Source organism: Mesorhizobium sp. ESP-6-4, assembly GCF_020164735.1.
Taxonomy (GTDB): Bacteria; Pseudomonadota; Alphaproteobacteria; order Rhizobiales; family Rhizobiaceae; genus Mesorhizobium.
This window is the reverse complement of record NZ_JAIUGS010000010.1, coordinates 49,207-74,384: the sequence shown is the minus strand read 5'-3', so window position 1 is coordinate 74,384 and position 25,178 is coordinate 49,207. Positions and strand designations below refer to the sequence as shown.

General features: G+C 63.2%; 19 protein-coding genes. 10 read left to right on the top strand and 9 right to left on the bottom strand.

Annotated features, from left to right (window positions below; genetic code table 11):
• Positions 1–39 precede the first annotated feature (39 nt).
• Positions 40–540 carry a DUF3363 domain-containing protein gene (locus tag LB523_RS18985; RefSeq protein WP_411966479.1) on the bottom strand — a complete coding sequence of 167 codons (501 nt, stop codon included), beginning with the start codon at positions 538–540 and terminating at the stop codon, positions 40–42.
• 1,128 nt (positions 541–1,668) lie between these two features.
• Here LB523_RS18985 and LB523_RS18980 point away from each other — a divergent pair.
• The 3 genes from LB523_RS18980 to LB523_RS18970 all read left to right on the top strand — a co-directional run bounded on the left by LB523_RS18980 (position 1,669) and on the right by LB523_RS18970 (position 8,616).
• Positions 1,669–5,223, top strand: coding sequence for a DUF5801 repeats-in-toxin domain-containing protein (locus LB523_RS18980; RefSeq protein ID WP_224605848.1), 3,555 nt, complete (start codon positions 1,669–1,671; stop codon positions 5,221–5,223).
• A gap of 114 nt (positions 5,224–5,337) precedes the next feature.
• A complete protein-coding gene (locus LB523_RS18975) occupies positions 5,338–7,083 on the top strand; it encodes a type I secretion system permease/ATPase (RefSeq protein WP_224605845.1) in 1,746 nt (581 codons plus the stop codon).
• A gap of 3 nt (positions 7,084–7,086) precedes the next feature.
• The gene (locus LB523_RS18970; RefSeq protein ID WP_224544485.1) at positions 7,087–8,616 is read left to right on the top strand and encodes an HlyD family type I secretion periplasmic adaptor subunit; all 1,530 of its coding nucleotides are present in this window, start codon (positions 7,087–7,089) and stop codon (positions 8,614–8,616) included.
• Between the two features lie 83 nt (positions 8,617–8,699).
• Here LB523_RS18970 and LB523_RS18965 read toward each other — a convergent pair whose 3' ends face one another.
• Positions 8,700–9,002: a DUF982 domain-containing protein gene (locus LB523_RS18965; protein WP_095765383.1), complete on the bottom strand. Its 303-nt coding sequence runs from the start codon at positions 9,000–9,002 to the stop codon at positions 8,700–8,702.
• 304 nt (positions 9,003–9,306) lie between these two features.
• Here LB523_RS18965 and LB523_RS18960 point away from each other — a divergent pair, with 304 nt between their 5' ends.
• A complete protein-coding gene (locus LB523_RS18960) occupies positions 9,307–10,764 on the top strand; it encodes an NCS1 family nucleobase:cation symporter-1 (protein WP_224528664.1) in 1,458 nt (485 codons plus the stop codon).
• An 80-nt stretch (positions 10,765–10,844) separates the two neighbouring features.
• On the opposite strand, the gene LB523_RS18955 is transcribed toward LB523_RS18960, so the two are convergent.
• The 5 genes from LB523_RS18955 to tpiA form a co-directional block, all read right to left on the bottom strand.
• Entirely contained in the window at positions 10,845–11,390 is a 546-nt protein-coding gene (locus LB523_RS18955) for a DUF1697 domain-containing protein (protein WP_224528668.1), read from the bottom strand.
• Between the two features lie 175 nt (positions 11,391–11,565).
• Positions 11,566–13,203: a CTP synthase gene (locus LB523_RS18950; protein WP_140542386.1), complete on the bottom strand. Its 1,638-nt coding sequence runs from the start codon at positions 13,201–13,203 to the stop codon at positions 11,566–11,568.
• Positions 13,204–13,351: 148 nt separating this feature from the next.
• Complete coding sequence (locus LB523_RS18945) at positions 13,352–14,479, bottom strand: L,D-transpeptidase (protein ID WP_224605842.1); 1,128 nt, start codon at positions 14,477–14,479, stop codon at positions 13,352–13,354.
• 210 nt (positions 14,480–14,689) lie between these two features.
• The gene (gene secG / locus LB523_RS18940; protein WP_095765379.1) at positions 14,690–15,202 is read right to left on the bottom strand and encodes a preprotein translocase subunit SecG; all 513 of its coding nucleotides are present in this window, start codon (positions 15,200–15,202) and stop codon (positions 14,690–14,692) included.
• 301 nt (positions 15,203–15,503) lie between these two features.
• Complete coding sequence (gene tpiA / locus LB523_RS18935; protein WP_224544481.1) at positions 15,504–16,271, bottom strand: triose-phosphate isomerase; 768 nt, start codon at positions 16,269–16,271, stop codon at positions 15,504–15,506.
• Positions 16,272–16,414: 143 nt separating this feature from the next.
• Between tpiA and LB523_RS18930 the strand changes: the two genes are divergently transcribed.
• Genes LB523_RS18930 through glp form a run of 5 tightly spaced genes read left to right on the top strand, consistent with a single transcriptional unit; the run spans position 16,415 to position 21,821 of the window.
• Positions 16,415–18,310, top strand: coding sequence for a peptidylprolyl isomerase (locus LB523_RS18930; protein WP_224605839.1), 1,896 nt, complete (start codon positions 16,415–16,417; stop codon positions 18,308–18,310).
• Positions 18,307–19,317 (top strand): anthranilate phosphoribosyltransferase, encoded by a 1,011-nt coding sequence (gene trpD / locus LB523_RS18925; protein WP_095765376.1) that lies wholly within the window; start codon positions 18,307–18,309, stop codon positions 19,315–19,317. The genes LB523_RS18930 and trpD overlap by 4 nt, the downstream gene beginning before the upstream one ends.
• A 4-nt stretch (positions 19,318–19,321) precedes the next feature.
• A complete protein-coding gene (gene trpC / locus LB523_RS18920; RefSeq protein WP_140841311.1) occupies positions 19,322–20,134 on the top strand; it encodes an indole-3-glycerol phosphate synthase TrpC in 813 nt (270 codons plus the stop codon).
• Between the two features lie 2 nt (positions 20,135–20,136).
• Complete coding sequence (gene moaC, locus LB523_RS18915; protein ID WP_095765374.1) at positions 20,137–20,616, top strand: cyclic pyranopterin monophosphate synthase MoaC; 480 nt, start codon at positions 20,137–20,139, stop codon at positions 20,614–20,616.
• On the top strand, positions 20,616–21,821 hold the full coding sequence (gene glp, locus LB523_RS18910) for a gephyrin-like molybdotransferase Glp (RefSeq protein ID WP_224605838.1): 1,206 nt from the start codon (positions 20,616–20,618) through the stop codon (positions 21,819–21,821). Before moaC ends, glp begins: the two co-directional genes overlap by 1 nt.
• A 48-nt stretch (positions 21,822–21,869) precedes the next feature.
• On the opposite strand, the gene LB523_RS18905 is transcribed toward glp, so the two are convergent.
• Entirely contained in the window at positions 21,870–22,700 is an 831-nt protein-coding gene (locus tag LB523_RS18905; RefSeq protein WP_224605836.1) for an alpha/beta hydrolase, read from the bottom strand.
• 47 nt (positions 22,701–22,747) lie between these two features.
• A complete protein-coding gene (gene kynU, locus LB523_RS18900; RefSeq protein ID WP_224605834.1) occupies positions 22,748–23,995 on the bottom strand; it encodes a kynureninase in 1,248 nt (415 codons plus the stop codon).
• A gap of 434 nt (positions 23,996–24,429) precedes the next feature.
• On the opposite strand from kynU, the gene lexA reads away from it, so the two are divergent.
• Positions 24,430–25,164, top strand: coding sequence for a transcriptional repressor LexA (gene lexA, locus LB523_RS18895; RefSeq protein ID WP_140721410.1), 735 nt, complete (start codon positions 24,430–24,432; stop codon positions 25,162–25,164).
• Positions 25,165–25,178: the final 14 nt, after the last annotated feature.

Here is a 25,178-nt window from a genome sequence, read left to right as displayed (position 1 = left end):
AACTTCGGCAACCTCGCCTTGTGACCTGAAATTCCGCCCTCACCTTTCCAGCACAAGAAGCTGCCCATCGATAGCGGCTCCAAACGCCACATCGGAGGATACGTCGGCGAGGACCTCCTGGGCGCGTTTCGAATCTTGAGCAAGCCGGGATAATCCGCAACCCTTGCGGCCCCAGCCCTCGTCTTCTGTCGAAGGTCCATTCGATAGCACCATCGTCACGGGCGAGCCCCTTATGTGCTGGCCGATGCGTTTGTTCGGGTCGAGGCTGACAGGAGACGAGCTAGAAGCCGGTTCCGTCGCGTCGATCATAGCAAATTGGCCGGAGGCGAGGTTGGTGGCGCCGGCAAGCCGGCCGCTGATGTATTCGCCAGGCTTCGCTTCGACGAAGCTGAGCCCGCGATCAGCCGCCATCCTACGACCGGTGCGTCGACTTCGGCCTGTTCGAGTCGCTGGAGGAGATCGCGCGGGGCTCGGGCCCGGCCAGCAGGACGCTGCAGCTTGCCGTTCTCCCTCTTCAAGGCACAACCGTATTTGCGACACAGTGCTGTCGCCGAAAGCCCAGCCTGGGGTTCTTCAAATGCCGATCATTTGTTCATCAGAAATCTCGATCGCTTCATTGCCCGTCTCCTCATCGGAGGAACAGGCTAAACTCAAACCCGAGGACAATTCAGGGGAGCACGTCAGCGGGCTCTATTTCACGCCGACGATGTCGAGATCTTTTTTGGTGAAGCGCGCCAGTCCGTCATCCGTCTGCTGCGATAGTGGCTGAGCTTGCACGTGGAAACATGCCTGCGAGACCGGCCTCGTCGGCCAAGTGGATAAACGCTAGGCGTTCACTGAATTGAACTCGAACGACGGCCGAATTTATCTCCTGGAGGATCTCTCGACGGTGCTCCAGCGGCATACCACATAGATTATACCCGTTGAGGTGGCTCTCGGCCGGGATTGACTCAGCCAGCGAATACTGAAACGGTTTGAGTAAGGTGTAGAGCAGCCTATCGGGTAAAAGAGTACGGAAGGGGGAGTATGACTTTGTGCACAGAGATTGCACACAACACTATATTAACACAGCGAAATCACTAAATAATCAGTCCAATCCATCATTGGTGCTATGGCGAGCGTCGTCTGCATAAGCCTATTCAATGCTGTTTGCCCCTGTCATAATCACATCTGTCAGCGCAATATACCGCATTCTCTTTTATTTTCAGATACTTCGATGGCAGGGACATAAGTCCCATTTCGAGAGGGACCATTTTCCCCAGTCACATAGTTATTAAAAAATCAATAGTCCAGTTTTAATTTTCCACAAATAAGAGTAAACATTAGCTGCTCATAATATGAGCAGTGGAGGCGTGCAGGCAGTCATGCCTGTTGGGGAGGGGCGGTTAGTATGCCCTCATTATCGATCCTTGGCGGCCGCCGTTGGTGGGCCGCCGATGCGCGCAGGACGCATCCCCCTAGAATTGCCTGACGGGGCAAGGAGCGGAGGATCAGCGGCGGCTCCTCCCAACCCCCTCTACCCCTCCTGAGAGTCAATTCACCACTCCAGTTTTCTTTAACGATGGCGCGTGGCGCTGGCCTAGCCAGCGGATGCGCGTCCGTGCGGCCGGTTGCCGGCGTTGGGGCTGAAATCGCGCCTGCCGCATTTGAACCAGGGGAGAATTTCCAATGGCACTCGACATCACAGCTCAAGACATCATCATCGACGAGACCACCGGCCCGCAGGATGACGACATCAACCCGGCCCTTCCGCCGCACAGCACCAACGACACGCTTACCTATCTCTTGGGCCTCGACGGTCCGGGAGGGCTGGCCTCACCCGAGGTCGCCTTCCAGAGCGACTTCGTGATCGCCACGGCGAGCGCCGGCGAAACCATCACCTCGGTCGTTCTCACGCAGAATTCCTCCGGAACTCCGTTTTCGACCACCGTCGGCGTCAACAGCGGCATCCGGACGGTCGATGGCAATTATGTCTGGCTGTTCCAAGATCAAACTCACCCAAACGTTGTGATCGGCGTCATTGGGACCTCAAACGCGGCCACCATGCCCGCCCCGACCGGCCCACTCGCCTTCTCGTTTGGGCTGGCCAGCACCAGCGCCACCAATGCAGACCTGTACCTGGTTCAGTATGTGCCGTTGTTCCATCCGGATGCAACTAACCCGAACGACCAAATCGATCTGCTCAACAAGGTGTTCGCATCGGTCACGGGAACGACCGTGCTCAATTTCAGTCAGCTCGGCGACGCCCCTCCCGGACACAACAATTGGTACATCCTCGACGCCGACGTCGCGAGCTCACAGAAGATCCTTGTCACCGCTCACGACAATGGGGTGCAGGCTGAAGTCAACGTCAGCACGCAAGGCCTGGGCGTCTCATCCCAGGATGTACGCTTCGGCCGTGAGCTTCAGATCGATCTGATAAATGGCGGCACCCAGAGCGCTGGCAAGAACTTTACCGACACGCCGCTCGCGCCCAACTACACCGACCACATCGAGAACGTCTCCGGCGCAGGTTTCTCGATCTCGCAGTCCACACCCACCAACACCGTGGCCGATATTGAGGTCCACGCCTACAACAATAACGACAACGCGAAAGGTTCCGTGTTGCCGGGTGACGACAACGATACCGAGATCAATATCACCGGAGTGACGTTCAAGCTGAACGGCGTCGCGACGACGGCCGCCGCCCTGGGCATAACAGTTGATCTCAGCGGCACCGGAATGGTCCTGCACAACGTCCGCGAGGGCGTGACCGTCGATTTCACGACCGCGGGCGGCTCGGGCGGAAGGTTCGACCGATTCACCATCAAGAATATCGACATGGAGAAGGACTATTTCGACGTCAAGGAAGTGCACTTTGCTGGGAACGTGGCCAACGCCTACAACGAACAAGTCGGCTCTTTCATCAACTTCAACGACGATGGACCAAGCATTTCGACGACCGGCACCGAGCCGACGCTGACCGTTGACGAGACGATTCTTGGCGCCAACGACACGAAGAGCTTTGCCGCCAACTTCAGCCCGCTCTACGGGGCAGACGGGGCGGGCACGGTGACCTACGCGCTTAGCTTTACGGCAGGTTCGACCGGACTTGTCGACACCGCGACTGGGCAGCCTGTTGTCCTCTCGCTGAGTGGCGGCGCCATCCAAGGTCGCACAGCCACGAGCAACGACCTCGTGTTCACGGTCTCTGTCGACGCCTCGGGCAACGTCACCCTCGATCAGATCCGCGCGGTGGTCCATCCCACCAGCGACCCGGACGAGAGCAAGACTCTGGCAGCCGACAATTTGATCCAACTCACCGCGACCGTCACCGACAAGGACGGTGACCACGCACCGGCCACCCTCGACATCGGCCAGAACCTCAACTTCAAGGACGACGGGCCGAGCATCACGGCAGACGGCACCGAGCCGACGCTGTGTGTCGATGACACGGTTCTTACGACCAACGACACCAAGAGCTTTGCAGCGAACTTCAGCTCGGCCTTCGGGGCAGACGGAGCCGGCACGGTGACCTATGCGCTCGGCTTTACAGCGGGCTCGACCGGACTTACCGACACCTTAACCGGCCAGGCGGTCGTCCTCTCGCTCAATGGTGCCATCATCGAAGGTCGCACCGCCACAAGCAACGACCTTGTGTTCACAGTCTCCGTTAGCGGTACCGGTAGCGTCACCCTGGATCAGCTCCGGGCAGTGGTCCATCCGACCAGCGACCCGGACGAGAGCAAGACGCTGGACGCGGACAACCTGATTCAACTCACCGCGACCATCATCGACAAGGACGGCGATCAACAGGCGGCCACACTCAACATCGGCCAGAACCTCGTCTTCAAGGACGACGGGCCGACGATCACGGTGCCGTTCGACGGGGACCCCGTTACCCCAGGTATCCAGCACGAGACGCTGGCCAACACGCTCAACGCGTCGGCCACCGGAGCCTTCGGCTACGATGTTGGCGCGGATGCCCACCCAGCCGCGTTCTACGACACCACGCACTCGGACTTTGTCGACCAGGACGTCGTGGCTACCGGCATCCAGCTCAGCCTTGGTGGCAACCTCACAGGTCTTGTCCCCAACACGCAGACGCCGTTCATTAGCTCGTCCGCGACGCTCCAGTCGGAAGACGCCACCCAGGCAACGTTCAACTGGCAAATCTCGTACGACAGCGACCCGAATACGGCTGGCGACCAAACGGCCACGGCGGGCGGTACCCTAGTCTTCAACAAGACTGCTGACACCTACACCATCACCTTGAACGACGCGGTGGAGGGCTTCACCAAAGACATCCTGCACACCAGTGAGCTTCTATCCAAGGAGCCCACGAGCAATGTCGGCCACCCGAACATTGTGGTGGAGAAGCTCTTCGAGGCGGACAGCACTCCCGAAACGACCGACCGGGACTTCTTCGTGCAGTTCACGGCGAACTCGGTCACCAACACCATCAAGTTCGGTCTTAACTCCACCGGCGACAGCGACAACGCGACACCCACCGACACCGCGTGGAACCCTGGCGATCTGGTCACCAACAACCACGAGGACTGGGTGTCTGCCACCCAGAGCACGAACGGGGTCGCTGGCGACACCATCCAGAAAGGCGAATTGCTGACGCTGCGGTTCTTCGACACCAGCCCTGGCATCGGCACCGAGAGCATCACCCCGAGCCAGACGGCCGCCGACATGGCCATCAAGTTCGACGGGATCGGCACCAGTGAGGACCTGATGGTCATCCTTCAACTCGTCAGCAGCACGGACAGCAGCGTGCATACCACCAAGGCGATCTACATCGAGAACGCCGACATCTACAAAATGGGGCAGGTGCCTACCGCATACGCAGCCGACTTCCCACTCGATAACAACGACGGCCTCATCATCATCGAGAGGAACGACTACAATGGTGTCGGCGAGAACTGGGTGATCCAGGGTGCACAGATCATGCAGTCCGGTAACGGGATCATCGGTCCCGATAACCCGAACCTGGCCGGCTTTCAGGAGACGCCGACGGCGATCGACCTGAACCGGGCGACCGGCTCAGCCGGCGGCAGCTCTCAGACCGCACTGGTGAACTGGGACGCGACCGACAACGATGTGTTGAAGATCGTGGATCTCGGCTTCACCTCGACGCAGACCACGACACCGGACGCGCACCTCGACTTCGGCGTCCAGATAGCGGACGCGGATGGCGACACGACAGCGGTGCAGCACATTCTGGTCGACATCGCCTGACGCCTGACCTTACGGGGGCAGCCGATGCTGCCCCCGTAACGACACCGGCCCAGGCGCCAATTCAACGCCGGGGCCGGGCACTGACAAACGGCATCGAAGCGGGGGCTATCCGTGATGCAGCCAAGGCCACAATTCCAGGAAGTGATGCATCTGGCCCGCCATCAGGTGCCCGCCCTCCTTCTCTTCAGCCTGCTTACCAATCTCCTCCTGCTCGCCAGCACCGTCTACATGCTGCAGATCTATGACAGGGTGCTGTCGAGCGGGTCGATCGACACGCTGCTATGGCTCACCCTTGCCGTCATCGGCGCCATCGCCGTCTATGGCCTGCTGGAACACGCCCGCCGGATGATGCTCGGGCATATCAGCCAGTGGCTGGACGACCAGCTCAGCGTTCCGGTGATCGAACGCGCGATGGAGGCGCGCCTGGCCGGCAGCAACCTCGAAACCGGCCTGAAGGACGTGGGCGATCTGCGCGGCTTCATTGCCGGCGATGGCATACTGACTTTCCTCGACGCGCCATGGACGCCGGTCTTCCTGGCATTCATGTGGTTTCTGCATCCGGCATTGGGTGTAGTCGGCCTTGCCGGCGCCGTGCTCCTGTTCTGCGCCGCGCTCGCCAACGATTTCCTCACCCGCCGCAAAGGCCAGGATGCGGCAGCGGGGCTTCGCCGCAGCCAGGCCGCCGTCGGTCAATTCATCGATGGCGCCGAGACATTGCGTTCGCTCGGCATGTCCGAGCCGGCGTTGCTTCGGTGGGAGCAAAACCAGCAATCGCTGATCGACATCCAGACCCGGATTCTACAGCGCACCACCATCATCGGCAGCCTGTCGCGTTCGCTGCGTCTCGCCCTTCAGGTGGCAGTGCTGGGGCTCGGCGCCTATCTCGTCCTGCGTCGCGAGCTGACACCCGGCTCGATGATCGCGGCTTCCATCCTGCTCAGCCGCGCGCTGGCGCCGATCGAGCGCTCGATAGGCGCCTGGCGCAGTCTGGTCAGCGCGCGGACCGCGCGCCGCAACCTGATGAGGCTTTTCGCCGAAACCAGGTCGATGCAAACAGTCGGCGTCAGCCTGCCCCGCCCGCAAGGCCGGCTGAAGCTCGAAAACCTGCATTATTGTGCGCCAGGGACGTCGCAGGCGCTGCTGAACGCGATAGGCTTCGGCGTCGAACCCGGCCAGACCTGCGGCGTCATTGGCCCATCCGGCTCGGGCAAGACCACGCTCTGCCGTCTCATTGTCGGCACGCTGCGGCCCTCGCTCGGCCATGTCCGGCTGGATGGCGCGGAAGTCTGGAACTGGCCTGCGGAGGAACTCGGCCAGCATATCGGCTATCTGCCGCAGCAGGTCGAGCTGTTCCCTGGAACGATCGCCGAGAACATCGCCCGCCTGCGCGACGTCGACAGCGAAGCGGTCATAGCCGCGGCTCAACTCGCCGGCATCCACGAAATGATCCTGCGGCTGCCGAGCGGCTATCGCACCGAAGTCGGACCGCATGGGGCCCGGATATCGCGCGGCCAGCGCCAGCGCATCGCGCTGGCCCGGGCGCTATTCGGTGACCCGCCGCTGATCGTCCTCGACGAGCCGAACACCGGCCTCGACGGCGAAGGCGAAGTGGCGCTGTTCAACGTGCTCCAGCAGCTCAAGGAGCGGGGCCGCACGGTGGTCATCATCAGCCATCAGACCAATCTTCTGCGCACTGCCGATCATATCGCCCTCATCCGCGACGGATCCCTTTCGATGTTCGGCACGCGCGACGAGGTGCTCGGCGCGCTGGCAGGCCAGCCCAGGCACATCCCGGTGCCGGCGGCCATACGGGACAAGATCGCCGCCAATGCGCCAGCAAACCGGAAGGCAGGGGAGTGAGCCATGGGCGGTGATCGATTTGGCGACTTCTCGACGATGCTGGACAGGCTGATGGATAGCTTGGGCGCGTTGGCGGACAGACTGTCCATTTCCGCAGGCGATCTGGTCGCCGCGGCATCGATTTCGTTCAGCGGCCTGAACCAGCCGACGCGCGTCACGATGATTGCGGCCGCCGGCGTGCTCGTCCTGCTGCTGGTTTCAGGCTTGGTCCGGCGGCGGTCACCTGCCCTCCGCGCCAGCGGCCGCGACCTGAACCAACGGACGCGGCCAGCGCGCATGCTGGGCTATGTGTCGGTGATCGTCTTCGTGGGCGGCACCGCCGCGTGGTCAAGCGTCGCCCTTCTGGCAAGCGCCGTCGTCGCCAACGGCGTTGTCAGCCCCGAGGGCTATCGCAAGACCGTCCAGCATCTGGAGGGCGGCATCATCGGCGCGATCCACGTAAAGGACGGCGACAAGGTGAGCGCCGGCCAGGTGCTGATCAGCCTGAAGACGACCGACGCCCAAGGTCGCTATGACGAGTTGCAAGGCCACTATATCCGACTGCTGGCGACCGAAGCGCGCCTGGTCGCGGAGCTTGCCGGGCAGGACCGGATCACCTTACCCAAGGAGCTGACATCGATCGACAGCGAGACGGCGCGAAAGGTGGTCGCCGAGGAACAGGCGCTGCTCGACAGCCGCCTGGCGACCCGTGCGGGGCGCACGCAAATCCTCAACAAGCGCATCGCGCAAATCCAGGAGCAAAGTACAGGATCGAGGGAGGTGATTGCCGCCGAGGCCGAGCAGCTCAGGCTGATCGACCAGGAGATCGCCTCAGCGCAGGAAATGTACAAACAGGGACTGGAGCGGCTGCCGCGGATACTGGCGCTGCAGCGGTCCCAGGCCGAGATCCGCGCCAATCAGGCGTCGAACCGCGCGCAAGTGGCACATAACGACCAGCAGATCGGCGAGACCGAGTTCCAGCTCCTCAACCTGCGCCAACAGGACAGCGAGAGCGCCAATGAGGATCTCGCAAAAGTGCGAGGGGACCTGGCTGAACTGCGCAGCCAATTACCTTCGCGCCAGGATGTGCTGGCCAGGACCGACATTGTCGCACCAATCGCCGGAACGGTGATGAACCTGCGCATAACGACCGAATCGGGCGTGATCGCAAGCGGCCAGGCGCTGCTTGATATCGTTCCCAACGAGCCCAATCTGGTCATCGATTCACGCATCAAACCGGCGGATATCGACGTGGTACATCCTGACATGCCGGCTCGCGTGGTGTTGTCGGCCTATCCGAGCCGGCATCTGCCGCAAATCCATGGCCTGCTCACATCGGTGTCGGCCGACCGGCTGACGGACGAAAAGACCGGCGAGCCTTATTTCCTCGCCAAGGTCAAAGTCGACACCGCCGATCTCGCAGAGCTGCATGACGTGCACTTGTCGCCCGGCATGCCGGCGGAGGTCATGATCCTGACGGGAGAGCACACTTTGCTCGACTATATGCTGGCCCCGGTGCAGGCTTCGCTCACACGCTCTTTCAAGGAAAACTGAGCCGACGACAGCACAGCGACGTCGACCATAAGCCGACGCCTCATCGTCGCATCTGTCAGCGCAGCCGCGGGGGCGTGACGGCGCTAGCGCCTCAGGGCGTGGACATTGTCCATCGATGCGCCGCCCAGCGGCAGCGCCATGTCGTCGTCGAGCAGCCGGGTGATGCGGGCAAAGCCGACAAAGGCTTTGCGCGCTTCCTCGGCCGACATCTTGCCCGACAGTGCCGCCGCACAGCAATTCAGGGCGCATTGATAAACCGGGCCGCGCCGTCCCGTTGGCCACTTCCGCAGGAACACCATCGCCTCGGAGACGCTATCGACTTCCTCCACAGGGTATCCCTGCCCACGCGCAATTCGCACTGGGGTAAAGAAATGCAAGCGATCCATAATTATCCTCCCGGTCGACCGCAGCGCAGTCGAACCGCAATAAACGCACGTCCCGCGAATCGGTTCCAAACAAATTTGGTTGCCGATGGAAAAAGTTCGAAACGCGGGCCCGCGCCTGACATGCGCGAAAATCAATTGGCGACTCAGCCAATGCAGGCCTGGAGCCGTCGGATAACGGCGATTCTCATTGAATATCTTTAAGGCGAAAGCCGGCAAATGGGTTGCTTGCCGGTTACCCTGCGTCAGGCTTAACCTCCGCGGTCACCGCGTGAGGGCGCGTTTTGCAAAAAGGGGAACACTTGCAATGACCATTCAAGGCGCATCGCCTGACCTCTACAATGAGGATCTGGCTCCCGCAACGGTCAGGAACTGGGGACCGTTTTCGATCTTCAATGTCTGGACCTCCGACGTCCACAGCCTCTGGGGCTACTACCTAGCGGCAAGCCTGTTTCTGTTCTGCGGCGGCTTCGTCAACTTCATCATCGCCATCGGCATCGGCTCGCTAATCATCTATGCGCTGATGAATATGGTCGGCTATGCAGGCGTGAAGACCGGCGTACCCTACCCCGTGCTTGCCCGCGCCTCCTTCGGCATCTGGGGCGCCAACGTCCCGGCGCTGGTGAGGGCGATCGTCGCCTGCTTCTGGTACGGCGCCCAGACGGCCGCGGCGTCGGGCGCGATCGTGGCGCTGCTGACGCGCCTGCAATGGTTCGACGAGTTCAACAAGAGCTCGCACCTTCTGGGACACTCGACGCTGGAGGTGATCTGCTTCATCATCATCTGGGCGCTGCAGTTGTTGATCATCCAGAAGGGCATGGAGACCGTCCGCCGCTTCCAGGACTGGGCCGGCCCGGCCGTTTGGGTCATGATGCTGATCTTGGCCATTTTTCTTTGCGTGAAGTCCGGCACTTTCGCCTTCACCAGCGACATCCCGATGGATGTGCTGCTGGACAAGACCAAGGATGCCGGCGTTCCGGGCGAGCCTGGGTCCTGGACCGCGCTGTTCGCGGTGGCAGCGATCTGGGTGACCTATTTCTCGGCGCTCTATCTCAACTTCTGCGACTTCGCCCGCTATGCGCCGGACAATGCGGCACTGCGCAAGGGCAACATCTGGGGCCTGCCGGTCAACCTCATTCTGTTCTCGCTGGTCGCCGGCGTCACCACGATCGCCGCCTACGACGTCTATCATGAGGTGCTGCTGCATCCCGACCAGATCTCGGCCAAGTTCGACAGCTGGTTCCTGGCCGCGCTTGCCGCACTGACCTTCGCGGTGGCGACGCTGGGCATCAACGTCGTGGCGAATTTCGTCTCGCCGGCGTTCGATTTCTCCAACGTCTTCCCGCGCCAGATCGACTTCAAGAAGGGCGGCTACATCGCGGCGCTGATCGCGCTGGTGCTCTATCCCTTCGCGCCATGGGAAGGCAGTGCGGCTTCCTTCGTCAACGTCATCGGCGCGACGATGGGACCGATCTTCGGCGTGATGATGGTCGACTACTACCTGATCCGCAAAAGCGAAGTCGACGTCGAAGCACTCTATCGCGAAGACGGCGAGTTCCGTTTCCAGAGCGGGTGGCATGTCAACGCCTTCATCGCAGCCGGCATCGGCGCCATCTTCTCCTCGATCCTGCCTAACTTCACCAACTGGCTGCCGTCCTGGTGGGGCGTCTATGGTTGGTTCTTTGGCGTGGCGATCGCCGGCGCCGTCTACTACGTGCTGCGCACCATGGCGCTTGGCGCCGGGGCAAGGACCGCCAAGGCCTGAAACAAGGCAGTAGGCAGTAGGGCTTAGGCAATAGAGAATGCCACCCTACTGCCTACTGCCTACTGCCTACTGCCTACTGCCTACTGCCTACTGCCTACCAACTCCGCCAGACGGCGCACCGTGTTCCAGTTGCGCGACGTGCCGATGCCGAGGCGCTTGTGATTGGCAGCGGCAAGCAGCCGCGAGCTCGGCCGCTCGCGCGAGAAGACAAGCCAGATATCGCCGTCGACTAGGAATACTTTTTCGTCGGCGGCGGCATAGGCCTGGAGTGCCTCGACGGTGTCCGCCGGCAGCGGCTCGCGCATCACGCGCACCGCAACCTGATCGGCCGTGTCCGCTGATTCGCCCGGAAACGGATTGGCGGCGGCAAGCTTCAGCCAGTCCTCGGCACGGCGCACGATGATGTCGACATGCCGGCCGAAGCTTTTCTCGAACGCCTTTTCCAGCCGGCCCTCGAGCTTTGAAAGCTCGCCTGTGCGCGCCTCGAACACCAGATTGCCCGTCGCCACCAGCGTGCGGACGTTTTTCAGCCCGAGGCTTTCCGCCATGGCCTTCAGGTCGGACATGACCACCCGCCGCCCCTCGCCCAGGATGATGCTGTAGAGCAGCGCGACATAAGTTTGCATTACGGTCCGCATAGCTGGCACGCAGGCCGGAGCTAAGGCGTGCTGAGATTCAGGTCAGGCCGAGTCGAAAATGGTGGGTTCCGAGAACCGGAGCGGAACGTACTTGAAGTACGTGAGCACCGGAAGCGCAGGAAGCCGCCATTTGCAGGCCGGCCTCACCTGAATATCAGCACGCCTAGACGAGCCGCGACTGATCCACTGCAGCCGAGATAAAGCTCGCGAACAGCGGATGCGGGTCGAGCGGGCGGCTCTTCAGTTCGGGGTGATACTGCACGCCGATGAACCATGGGTGGTCAGGATATTCGACCGTCTCCGGCAGCACGCCGTCGGGCGACATGCCGGCAAACACCAGGCCGCAATCCTCGAGCCGCTGCTTGTAGTCGATGTTGACTTCGTAGCGATGTCGGTGGCGCTCGGAAATTTGCGTGTCGCCGTAGATATCCGCTATCTTCGAGCCCTTGGCGAGCTCGGCCTGATAGGCGCCAAGCCGCATCGTGCCGCCGAGATCGCCTGCGGCCCTGCGCTTCTCAAGCATATTGCCCTTCAGCCACTCGGTCATCAGACCGACGACGGGCTCGTCGGTGGGGCCGAACTCGGTCGACGACGCATGGTCGACACCCGCCAGAGAGCGGGCCGCCTCGATGCAGGCCATCTGCATGCCAAAGCAGATGCCGAAGTAAGGCACCTTGCGCTCGCGGGCGAACTTTGCCGCCAGGATCTTGCCTTCCGAACCGCGCTCGCCGAAGCCGCCGGGAACGAGGATGCCATGCACCTTCTCCAGCCACGGCGCCGGGTCTTCCTTCTCGAAGATCTCGCTTTCGATCCAGTCGAGCTTGACCTTGACGCGATTGGCGAGGCCGCCATGCGACAGCGCCTCAATCAGCGATTTATAGGCATCCTTGAGGCCGGTGTATTTGCCGACGATGGCGATCGTCACCTCGCCTTCCGGATTGTGGATGTGGTTGGAAAGCTTCTGCCACGGCTCCATGCGGGGCTTCGGCGCCGGGTCGATACCGAAGGCCGCCAGCACTTCCGAATCGAGGCCCTCCTGGTGATAGGCCAAAGGCACGTCATAGATATGCGGCACGTCCAGCGCCTGGATGACGGCGCTTTCGCGCACGTTGCAGAACAGCGAAAGTTTCCGGCGCTCCTCCTTCGGGATCGGCCGGTCGGCGCGCACCAAAAGGATGTCGGGCGCGATGCCGATGCCGCGCAGTTCCTTGACCGAATGCTGCGTCGGCTTGGTCTTCAGTTCGCCGGCCGTCGGGATGTAGGGCATCAGGGTCAGATGCACATAGACGGCGTTGTTGCGCGGCAGGTCGTTGCCGAGCTGTCGGATCGCTTCCAGGAACGGCATCGCCTCGATGTCGCCGACCGTGCCGCCGATTTCGCACAGCACAAAATCGTAGTCGTCATTGCCGTCCAGTACGAAATGCTTGATCTCGTCGGTGACGTGCGGGATCACCTGCACAGTCGCGCCGAGATAGTCGCCGCGCCGCTCGCGCTCGATGATGTTCTTGTAGATGCGTCCGGTGGTGATGTTGTCCTGCTGGTTCGCCGAGCGCCCGGTGAATCGCTCGTAATGGCCGAGATCGAGGTCGGTCTCGGCGCCGTCATCGGTCACGAACACTTCGCCGTGCTGATACGGCGACATCGTCCCGGGATCGACATTGAGATAAGGATCGAGCTTTTTGATCCGCGCGCGATAGCCTCGCGCTTGCAGAAGAGCCCCAAGAGCTGCTGCGGCGATGCCTTTTCCGAGTGAGGAAACCACGCCGCCTGTGATGAATACATATCGCGCCATGGGAGTCATCGCTTAACGCGGCCTGATTGATTCCGCCAGAGAAAAAACCGCCGCGAAGGCTTTTTCCCAAAATGGCGACGGGGCCCGCACGGGCTTGGATTCAGTCAAAACAAAAGGGCCGGCGATGCCGGCCCTTTCGGCAGTTTGACGGAAAGCCTTAGATAATAACAACCTTCGTGCCGATCTTGACGCGGCTGTAGAGGTCCATGACGTGCTCGTTGATCATGCGGAAGCAGCCATTGGAGGCGCTGGTTCCGATCGACTGCGGCGCGATTGTGCCGTGGATGCGCAGATGCGTGTCCTTCTTGCCGTCATAGAGATAGATGGCGCGCGCGCCGAGCGGGTTCTCGCCGCCGCCGGGCATGCCGTCCTTGTATTGGCCGTAATGCTTCGGCTCGCGCTTCTGCATGTCGAGCGTCGGTATCCAGCGCGGCCATTCCTGTTTGTCGCCGACGGCTACCGTGCCCTTGAACTGCAGGCCTTCGCGGCCGACCGCGATGGCATAGCGGCGTGCCGTGGAAAACGATTCGACGAGGTAGAGGCGGCGCGCGCTGGTGTCGATGACGATGGTGCCCGGCTCATAACCGGTGAACGTGACGTCCTGCGGCACGAATTCCGGCTTCACCTTGAACGGCCGCTTGGCGGCCTTCTTGGCCAGCGCCGAATCAAGCGCACGGGTCTCGGGCAGGTAACTGATCGAGCTCACCGACGAGCCGCCGAAGAGGCCGGCAAACAGCCCGCCGCTGCTCGTCTGCTTCTGGCCGGGCTGCTCACTGCGCAACTCGCCATTGTTGCCGGTAGCGGTGATGTTCATGACCTCAGCCGGGATAGGCTCCTCGGCTTTGACCGGCATGATCTGCGCCACCGGGTCCAGCGGCGCGATGATCTTGGTGGTCTTCTTGGCCGGTTTGGCGTCGGCGACCTCAGCCGTCGCGGCAGTGCCCTTCTTGGCGAGCCATTCCTGGCGCGCCGCGTCAGCCTTGGCCTTGGCGGCCTCGCGCATCGCCATCTTGCGAGCCTCGAGCGCCTTATCGTTTGCCGCCTGCTTGTCGGCGGCGATCTTGGCCTCGAGCTTGCCGATCTGCGCGAGATCATCCGAGGTCGGATTTTTCTTCTTCTTGAGAAGCCTCAGCTGCGATGCGTCGCTCTTGGCGGCGGCAACGGGAATGGCGTCGGTTTTCTCTACCGACGGGGAGGAGACCATGTTTGCCGGTCCGGCAAGGGCCGCGGAACCCATGCCGAGGACGGCACAGACTCCCAAAATGATGAAGCTGCGAAGCTGCATGGCGAAGATCCGATCGTTCAATGCGTGTTGCCCACGGCGTCGCCCGGCGTCCCCCAAGGACGCCAAAAGTGCCGCGCGCAATCTATAATCGATTAGCTGTCATCGCCTCAAGCTGAGGCAGGCGCCACGCCCGGTTGAATCTTCGTGATCGGGCGCGCATTTGCCGCGACTGTGTTCAAAGAACAACAGATCGCGGCAGTGCTTGTCCGGCTACTGGTTCGGAACCTGAGGGGTGACCGGCAAGGTGACGCCGTTGGTCGCCGGCGCGGTGCTCGGATTCGCGGGCGCCGGAGCAGGCGTTGTGGCCGGAGCCGGCGCTGTGGCGCCGTTGGCAAGCGGCGTGGTGCTCGTCGCACCGCCAGCCGGAGCCGCGGGAGCAGAGCCGCCGGCCGGGGCTGCGGGCTGCGAGCTGCCCACCGGTCCGTTCGATCCCGGCAGCTGGTTGAGCACGCCGTTGCCCTGGCTGGACGTTGCCGGGCGGTCGAGGATGTCGATCGGCTTTTCGCCGTAGCGGGCAAGGATCGACAGCGCCAGCGACGTCACGAAGAAGGCTGCCGCCAAGATCGCGGTGGCGCGCGTCAACGCGTTGGCGGCGCCACGAGCGGTCATGAAACCGGAACCGCCGCCGATGCCCAGGCCGCCGCCTTCGGAGCGCTGCAGCAGCACCACGCCGACGAGGGCGAGCACGACCATGAGGTGGACGACGATCAGTACGGTTTCCATAATTTATCCTGGCGAGGCCTTGCGCGAGCGCGCATACGACCGATGATTTGGAGGCGGCTCCTTACAATGCTTTGGCGGCATTTCCAAGCCCGTGGCCGGGAATATGGGAACCAATGCGGCCATTACAACGATTTAGCCCACGCGAGCCCGGGAGACGGCTAGGGTGTGTTGAGATTCAGGTCAGGCCGAGCCGAGAACGGTGGTTTCCGAGAACCGGAGCGGAGCGTACTAAAGTACGTGAGCACCGGAAGCGCAGGAAACCATCGTTCGCAGGCCGGCATCACCTGAATATCAACGCAGGCTAAGCCATGTTCATATAAGCTTCCGCTATGGCCAGGAAGTCGGCTGCCTTCAGGCTGGCGCCGCCGACCAGCGCGCCGTCGACATTGTCGACGCCGAGCAGTTCCACCGCGTTGGAAGGCTTGACCGAGCCGCCGTAAAGAATGCGCGTCCTGGCCGCGGCATCGCCGAGCAGCGCGGTCAGCTTGCCCCGGATATGCGCATGCGCCTCGGCGACATCGGCGGCGGTCGGCGTCAGGCCGGTGCCGATCGCCCAGACCGGCTCGTAGGCGATAATGGTGTTGGCGGCGGTGGCGCTCGCCGGCACGGAACCGTCAAGCTGGCGCGACAGGACGTCAAGGGTGGCGCCCGCCTCCCGCTCGGCGCGCGTCTCGCCGATGCAGATGATGGCCACCAGCCCAGCCCGCCAGGCTGCCGACGCCTTGGCATGGACCATTGCATCGTCGTCGCCGAACAGCTCGCGGCGCTCGGAATGACCGACGATGACGTGGCTTGCGCCGGCATCCTTGAGCATCTCGGCCGAAATCTCGCCCGTGAAGGCGCCGCTCTCCTTGGGATGGCAATCCTCTCCACCGGCACGCACCGGCGTGCGCGACAGGATCTCGGCGGCGCGCTGCAGCAAGGTCGCCGGCACGCACACGACCGCTTCGGTCTCCGCGTCGAGCCCGCTCATGAACCCGTTGCCTATCGACCGCAGCTCGTTGAGCGAGGCGCTGGTGCCGTTCATTTTCCAGTTGCCGGCGACAAGCGGGCGGATTCCAGGGGTCATGGGGCGCGTTCTCCGAGCGACATTAAGCAGCGCCCTCACTACCAAAATCAGGTCACAAAGCAATCGACAGTGGACCGGAAGGGCGCTATTGCGCTTGTTTCAGACTCGGCGCACGCGAAAATGCGCAAAAATCGGAAGTATGCATGCTTGGTATATTGAGAAGCGCGGCAGGCACCTGGGTCGCGAAGGCGTTGCTGTCCTTGCTGGTGGTGAGTTTCCTCGCCTGGGGCGCGACCACGCGCATGGTGGGTGGCGTGCTGGGCGGCCATCACGCGGTGATCACGGCCGGCGGCACGGAGGTCTCGATCAACGAGTACCGCCTCGCTTACGACCGCCAGCTCAGCCTTCTGTCGCAGCAATATGGCCAGCGCGTCACCCACGAACAGGCCAAGCTGCTCGGTGTCGACAATCAGGTGCTGGCGCAACTCGTTTCGGGCGCAGTGCTCGACGAACAGGCGCGCAAGCTGGGGCTAGGCCTCTCCAAGGATCGGCTGGCCGAACTGACGCGCGAGGATCCGGCCTTCAAGGGCCCCGGCGGCCAGTTCGATCGCCGCACCTTCGAGTATCTGCTGCGCCAGCTCGGCATGCGGCCCGAGGACTATCTCAGGAACCGCTCGCAGGTGGCCGTGCGCCAGCAGATCGTCGAGGCGATCTCCGACGGCCTCAAGGTTCCGCAGACTTTCCTGAAGGCGGTCTCTCTCTATCGCGGCGAGGATCGCACGATCGACTATGTCGTGCTGCCCAAGACGCTGGTGCAGCCGATCGAGGCGCCGTCCGACAGCGCCCTCAAATCCTATTTCGACGCCAACAAGAAGAACTATGCCGCGCCGGAATATCGCAAGTTCTCCTATGTCCGGCTGGAGCCGCAGGACATCATGGATCCGTCCGCGGTGACAGACCAGCAGATCAGCGAGGACTACAACAAGAACATCGCGCGCTACACGACGCCCGAGATGCGCACCATCGAGCAGCTGGTGTTCAAGACGCCGGATGCGGCCAAGGCCGCGTTGGATTCGCTGAAGGCTGGCGCTACCTTCGACAAGCTCGTCACCGCCGAAGGCAAGACGCAGGCCGACACGCTGCTCGGCACGCTGGCCAAGGACAAGATCGCCGACAAGGCGGTGGCCGATGCCGCCTTCTCGCTCAATGCCAACGAGGTGAGCCAGGTCGTGCAGGGCGCCTTCGGTCCCGTGCTGTTGCGCGTCACCGAGATCAAGCCGCAGGTGGTCAAGCCGCTGTCGGAAGTGTCCGGCCAGATCCGCAAGGACCTGGCGCTTGGCGAGGCAAGCCGCATCCTGCTCGATGTGCATGACAGCTACGAGGACACCCGCGCCTCGGGCGCCTCGCTGGTCCAGGCCGCCGAGAAGTTGAAGCTCAAGGTCGTCACCATCGACGCCATCGACCGTACCGGCCAGCGGCCGGACGGCACGATCGTCAACGACCTGCCGGAATCGGCCGAACTGATCAAGTCGGTGTTCGCGGCGGAGCCCAATACCGAGAACGAGGGCCTGACGACTGCCGGCAACGGTTTCGTCTTCTACGAAGTGCAGTCGGTCACGCCGGCGCGCGACCGCACGCTGGATGAAGTCCGCAAGAAGGTCGTCGCCGACTGGACGGAGGCCGAGACCGACAAGCGGCTCGACGCCAAGGCTCAGGAGTTGGAGAAGCGCCTCAAGGCAGGCACCGCGCTCGACGTCATCGCCGGCGAGCTCAAGCTCGACAAGCAGACCAAGCGCGGCCTGAAGCGCGAAGCCGACGATGCCGATTTCGGCAAGGAAGGCGCCGCGGCCATGTTCGGCGTCGGCGAAGGCGGTACCGGTTTGATCCCCTCGCCCACCGGCGACGGCCAGATCCTGTTCAAGGTCGCCGAGGTCTTCGAGCCGGCGGGCGCCGATGGCAGCGCGGTGCCGGACGACGCGCAGAAATCCTTCGGCGCCGGCATGTCCGACGATCTGCTCGACCAGCTGGTGGCGCAGTTGCAGTCGCAATATGACGTTCGCGTCGATCCGAACGCGGTTTCGCAAGCACAGACACGATGAGCGCTCTCAAGACACACATAGCCAAGGTCGCATCGGGCACCGCGCTTTCCTTCGAGGAGGCGCGCGAGGCGTTCGACATCATCATGTCGGGCGACGCGACGCCCGGCCAGATCGGCGGCTTCCTGATGGCGCTGCGCGTGCGCGGCGAGACGGTGGGCGAGATTTCCGGCGCGGTCGCCACGATGCGCGCCAAGATGCTGCGCGTCGAGGCGCCGCAAGGCGCCATCGACATCGTTGGCACCGGCGGCGACAATTCGCATTCGGTCAACATCTCGACCGCTTCGGCCTTCGTCATTGCCGCGGCCGGCGTGCCGGTCGCCAAGCATGGCAATCGCGGCCTGTCCTCGCTGACCGGCTCCGCCGATGTGCTGACGGCGCTGGGCGTTAGAATAGACATCCCGCCGGAGACGATCGGACGCTGCATCCATGAGGCCGGCGTCGGCTTCATGTTCGCGCCGGCGCATCATCCGGCGATGAAGCATGTCGGGCCGACCCGCGTCGAGCTCGGCACGCGCACCATCTTCAACCTGCTCGGACCGCTGTCGAACCCTGCCGGCGTCAGCCGCCAGATGGTTGGCGTCTTCCTGCCGGAGTGGATCATGCCCGTGGCCGAGACGCTCAAGGCGCTGGGCGCCGATCACGCTTGGGTCGTTCATGGCGACGGCTATGACGAGATCACCACCACCGGCGAGACCCAGGTGGCGGAGCTCGCCGGCGGCGAGATTCGCAGCTTTACCTTGACACCGGAAGCCGTTGGCTTGAAGCGGCACACAAAAGAAGAGCTGCGCGGCGGCGACGCGGCCTACAACGCCAAGGAATTGCGCGATATGCTTGGCGGAGCCGCCGGCGCCTATCGCGATACGGTGCTGATGAATGCCGGCGCAGGGCTGGTTGTGGCCGGCAAGGTGACGACGCTGGCCGACGGCATCGCGGCGGCGGCGCAAGCGATCGACAGCGGCCGCGCGCTTGCGGTGCTCGACAAGCTCATCGAGATTTCGAACGGATAGACCCTTGTCCGATATCCTGCGCAAGATCGAAGCCTACAAGCGTGAAGAGATCGCCGCGGCGAAGCTCGCCGTGTCGTTCGCCGAGATCAAGACGAAGGCCGGGGACGCCGAGCCGCCGCGCGGCTTCCTTGCCGCGCTGGAAGCCAAGCGCCGAGATGGCGGCTTCGCTTTGATCGCCGAGATCAAGAAGGCCAGCCCTTCCAGGGGCCTGATCCGGGCCGATTTCGATCCGCCGTCATTGGCACAGGCCTACCAGAAAGGTGGCGCCGCCTGCCTTTCGGTGCTTACCGACGCCCCGTCTTTCCAGGGCGCTCCCGAATTCCTGACAGCCGCTCGGGCAGCGGTGCGCCTCCCGGCTCTGCGCAAGGATTTCCTGTTCGATCCCTACCAGGTCTACGAAGCACGCGCCTGGGGCGCCGACGCGATCCTGATCATCATGGCGAGCGTCGACGACGCGCTTGCCAGGGATCTTGAAGCGACTGCCTTCGAGCTCGGCATGGACGCTCTGGTCGAGGTGCACGACGAAAAGGAAATGCAACGCGCGCTTCGCCTTTCGTCGAGGCTGATCGGCATCAACAACCGCGATCTCAGAACCTTTGAAACCAGCCTCGACGTTTCGGAGCGGCTGGCGGCCATGGTGCCGGCGGATCGGCTGCTGGTCAGCGAAAGCGGCATCTTCACACATCAGGACTGCCGCCGGCTGGAGAAGAGCAAGATCGGCACCTTCCTGGTCGGCGAGAGCCTGATGCGGCAGGCCGACGTGGCCGCCGCCACGCAACTGCTGCTCACCGGCAAGGCGCGTGCCGAGGCCGTTTGAGGATGGCCTCCCTTACTCATCTTGGCGCCAAGGGCGAAGCCAACATGGTCGACGTCGGCGACAAGGCCGAGACGACGCGCACGGCAGTCGCTGAAGGGTTCGTCTCCATGCAGCCGGAAACGCTGGAGATGATCCTGGCCGGCGACGCCAAGAAAGGCGACGTATTGGGGACTGCCCGTATCGCCGGCATCATGGCCGCAAAGAAGACGCACGAACTGATCCCGCTCTGCCATCCGCTGCTTCTGACCAAAGTTGGCGTCGAGATCGAGCCGGACCATTCCTTGCCAGGTCTCAAGGTCACCGCGCTCGCCCGCGTCACCGGCAAGACGGGCGTGGAGATGGAGGCGCTGACCGCCGCTTCAGTCGCCTGCCTCACCATCTACGACATGGCCAAGGCAGCGGACCGCGGGATGGTGATTTCCGGCGTCCGGCTGGTCGAGAAGACCGGCGGCAAATCAGGCGACTACAAGGCAGGTTCATAATGGCCTTGCTTCCGGTCACCGAGGCGCTCGAACGCCTGCTGGACGGCGTGACGGCTCTGCCGGGCGAGCGCGTTCCGCTGGCTGACGCGGCGGGTCGCGTGCTGGCCGAGCCGGTGGTCGCGCTGCGCACGCAGCCACCTTTCGATGCCTCCGCGATGGACGGCTATGCCGCGCGCTTCTGCGATGTCGCCTCGGCGCCGGCGCTACTCGAGGTCATCGGCATGGCGCCTGCCGGGCGCGGTTTCTCCGGAACTGTCGGGGAAGGCCAGGCCGTGCGCATCTTCACCGGGGCACCGTTGCCGGAGGGCGCCGACACGGTCGTCATCCAGGAAAACGTCCGCGATCTCGGCAATGGCAGGATCGAAGTGACGGAGCCGACCACGGAAGGACGCAATGTGCGTCGCCGCGGGCTCGACTTCGGCCAGGGCGACGTGCTGCTCGAAAAGGGCCGCGTGCTCGATGCAGCGGCCCTTTCGCTGGCGGCCTCGGCCAACCACCCAGCCCTGAACGTCGTGCGCCGGCCGCTGGTCGCGATCATCGCCACCGGCGACGAATTGCTGCCCCCGGGCAGCGCGCTCGGCCCCGACCAGATCATTTCGTCGAATGCCTACGGCGTTGGAGCCGCCGCCCAGTCGGTCGGCGCGCTCGCGCTCGATCTCGGCATCGCCGCCGACCGCCAGGAGGCGATTGCCGCGCTGGTCCGGAAAGCGGTCGAGGCGGACGCCGATGTCATCGTCACGCTCGGCGGCGCCTCGGTCGGCGACCACGACCTCGTCCATAGCGTGCTGACCGGCGAAGGCATGCAGCTCGATTTCTGGAAAATCGCCATGCGCCCCGGCAAACCACTGATGTTTGGCCGGCTTGGCCATATCCGCTGCATCGGCCTGCCCGGCAATCCGGTGGCAAGCATTGTCTGCTCGCAACTGTTCCTGAAGCCGCTGCTTGCCCGGCTCGGTGGCCGCGATCACCATCAGGATATGCGAACGGCTCGGCTTGGCACTGCGATGCGAGCCAACGACCTCAGGCAGGACTATGTGCGCGCGGTCGTGCGCGAGGACGCCGGCACCTTGGTCGCGACGCCTTTCGGAATCCAGGACTCCTCGATGCTGCGGATGCTCGCCGACGCCAACGGCCTGATCGTGCGCGAGCCCTTTGCGCCGGCGGCGGAAGCCGGCGCTGAATGCAGCGTGCTCATGCTTCGCTAGGCGTCTACGAGGTCGATCCTGATACGTCGACGAAGTCGATCGTAACTCTTATTCGTCGATCAACATACGGGTCAGAGGATGATCCGGGTCGGCGAGGCCATCGACAACGTTGAAATGATGCCGGTCCGGCTCGACCACTGAACGGGTGGAGGCGCCGAGCCCGGTCCAGATGTTGGCGAGCAACGCGCTCTGGCGCAGGAATTCCGCACGCTCGCCGCCGCCGGCCCAGCAGGTGATGCAGGCTCCCTGTCGAGGCCGCAACAATGCCGGGCTTTCGCTCCGCGCTTCCGGCTCGTCGATGTTCAGGGTCTCGTTCAGCGCTGTGAACATCAGCGGCCGAAGGTCGTGCAGGCCTGAAATCGAAACGACCTGGCGTATGCGCCGCGCCACATCGGATGATAGCGGTGAGACCGTGGTCACCATCCGGCTGGCGAGATGCCCGCCGGCCGAGTGCCCGGTCAGCATCAGCGGACCATCGACCATGGCCGCCGCCTTCTCGATCGCTGCCGCGGCCTCGCCGACTATGCCGCTGATCCTGGTCTGCGGGCACAGCGTGTAGGAGGGCATGGCGACGGCAAAGCCGCGGCCGAGCGCGCCTCCAGCCAGATGCGACCAGGAGCTCTTGTCCGACTCCATCCAATAGCCGCCGTGGATGAACACAACGAGCCCCTTTGGCGCCGCAGACGGGAGAAACAGGTCGAAGCGATTGCGCGGCGCTTCGCCGTAGATAACATCGAGCCGCGCCCTGCCCTCTGACTGCAGCCTTTCGCGGAATGCCCGCGCCGGCCCATCCCACGCCGCCGGCCAGCGGTCGCCGCCGGCGATATTGGCGCCATTTGCATAGGCGTCATCCCAGTCGACAATACGATGTCCCAGCAACGGTATCTCCGCGATCAGATCATTTGTTCGGCATCGCCGATTCAAAGTCAGGTAACGGTTGTTTTGACGGCAAAGCGCGCGTCTTGCCAGACGCCAGTGCGCAGGATGTCCTGCAGCACCTCGACTGCATTCCAGACATCGCGGTAGCCGACATAGAGCGGCGTGAAGCCGAAACGAATGGTGGATGGCGCGCGGAAATCGCCGATCACGCCGCGCTCGATCAAGGCGCGCATCACCTGGTAGCCATTTGAATGGGCGAACGAGACCTGGCTGCCGCGCTCAGCGCCTGAGCGCGGGCTCTCCAGCTCAAGACCGAAGCCGCCGCATCTGGCCTCGACAAGCCGGATGAACAGGTCCGTCAGCGCGACGCTTTTTCTCCGCACGGCCCTCATGTCGACATCGTTCCAGAGATCCAGCGCCCCTTTCAGCGCGCGCATCGACAGCACCGGCTGCGTTCCGCACAGGAACCGCCGGATGCCCGTGCCCGCAGCGTAGCCCTGCTCGAACGCGAAAGGCCGGGCATGGCCCCACCAGCCGCTGAGCGGCTGGCGAATGTCGCGGTGATGGCGGTTCGCGGCGTAGATGAAGGCTGGCGAGCCCGGCCCGCCATTGAGATACTTGTAGGTGCAGCCGATGGCGAAATCGGCATTCGAGCCGTCGAGATCCACCGGCAGCGCACCCGCCGTGTGGCAGAGATCCCAGACGATCAGCGCACCGGCTTCATGAGCCTTGCGGGTGAGCGCCGCCATGTCGCGCAGCCGGCCGGATTTGTAGTTGACGTGGTTGACCAGGATGACCGCGACGCGATCGTCAACCAGTTCCTCAATCGTCGGGGCATCGGTGCCTTCGAGCCGCAGCACCGTGCCGGGCCGCGTCGATGCGACGCCTTCCGCCATGTAGAGGTCGGTCGGAAAGCTGTCGCCCTCGGCAACGATCACCGAACGCTCGGGCCGCATTGCAAGTGCCGCATGCAGGACCTTGTAGATGTTGATCGAAGTCGTGTCGCAAACGACCGTCTGGCCGGGTTTCGCGCCGATCAGCCGTCCTAGCTGGTCACCCAGCTCGATGGGCATATCGAACCAGCCGGCGGTGTTCCAGGCGCGGATGAGATCCCGCGCCCATTCCTGCCTCGCGGCAGTCTCGATCTCGCTGAAGGCGTCCACCGAAGCGGCGCCCAGCGAATTGCCGTCGAGGTATATGATGCCTTCCGGCAAGACGAAGCGATCGCGCATGGCGCGCAGCGGATCCGCGGCATCCATCGCCTCGACTTCGGCGAGATCAGGAATTCCCCTCATTGTGCTGCCGCCTCCATTTCGATCTGGCCAAGGGGGTTGTCTCACCACCGTCGGCGACAGGGCAAGAACCTTTGGTCCTATGTTAGCTGGTCCATAGACGGCGAAGACTGCGGACCGGAACTTCGCCAAGGTTGGCATTTTGGATTCGTTTCGTTCACGCTGCCGCGCGCTTACGGAACGAGCCGACGTGATCCCATCCGCGGCTTCGTGATCGTGTCGGCGCTCTTGTTTCAGCTTACCGAAGCTCCAAAATCGAGCGGAATCAATGCCGCTGTCTACAAGGGGCGGCCAGGGCATCACCGGATGCGACATTGTTTCGGCAGCCTTAACAAATTCACTAAACTTTAAACGGTTGCGGAACACAACTGGAACAGATAGTGTTTGTTCTGGGTTTGTTTTTCTGATTCTGGTTTCAGAACCCGTGGGGGCCGCCGATGCTGACGCGCAAACAACATGAACTCCTGATGTTCATCCATGAACGCCTGAAGGAGAGCGGGATTCCTCCATCATTCGATGAGATGAAGGAGGCGCTCGACCTTGCCTCCAAGTCCGGCATCCACCGGCTGATCACTGCGCTGGAGGAACGTGGCTTCATTCGCCGGCTGCCGAACCGGGCGCGCGCGCTGGAAGTGCTGCGCCTACCCGACTCGATCGCGCCTGGCCTGAATGCCGCGAAGAAGTTTTCGCCGAGCGTCATCCAGGGCGGCCAAGGCAATCTCAGTCGCCAGGTCAAGCCGACGACGCCATCGCGCACCCCGACGCCAAGCAATGACGACGAGGCCGCGGCGGCCGTATCCATTCCGGTGATGGGCCGCATCGCCGCCGGCGTGCCGATTGACGCTATCCAGCACCAGACGCATTCGATCTCGGTGCCGCCGGACATGATCATGGGCGGCGAGCATTACGCGTTGGAGGTCAAGGGCGACTCGATGATCGAGGCCGGCATCTTCGACGGCGACACCGTCATCATCCGCAATGCCAACACCGCAAGCCCGGGCGAGATCGTGGTGGCGCTGGTCGACGATGAGGAGGCGACGCTTAAGCGTTTCCGCCGCAAGGGTGCCTCGATCGCGCTCGAGGCCGCCAACCCGGCCTATGAGACCCGGATCTTCGGACCGGATCGGGTCAAGGTTCAGGGCAAGCTCGTCGGACTTATCCGCCGCTACTGAGCAGAACTGCCCGG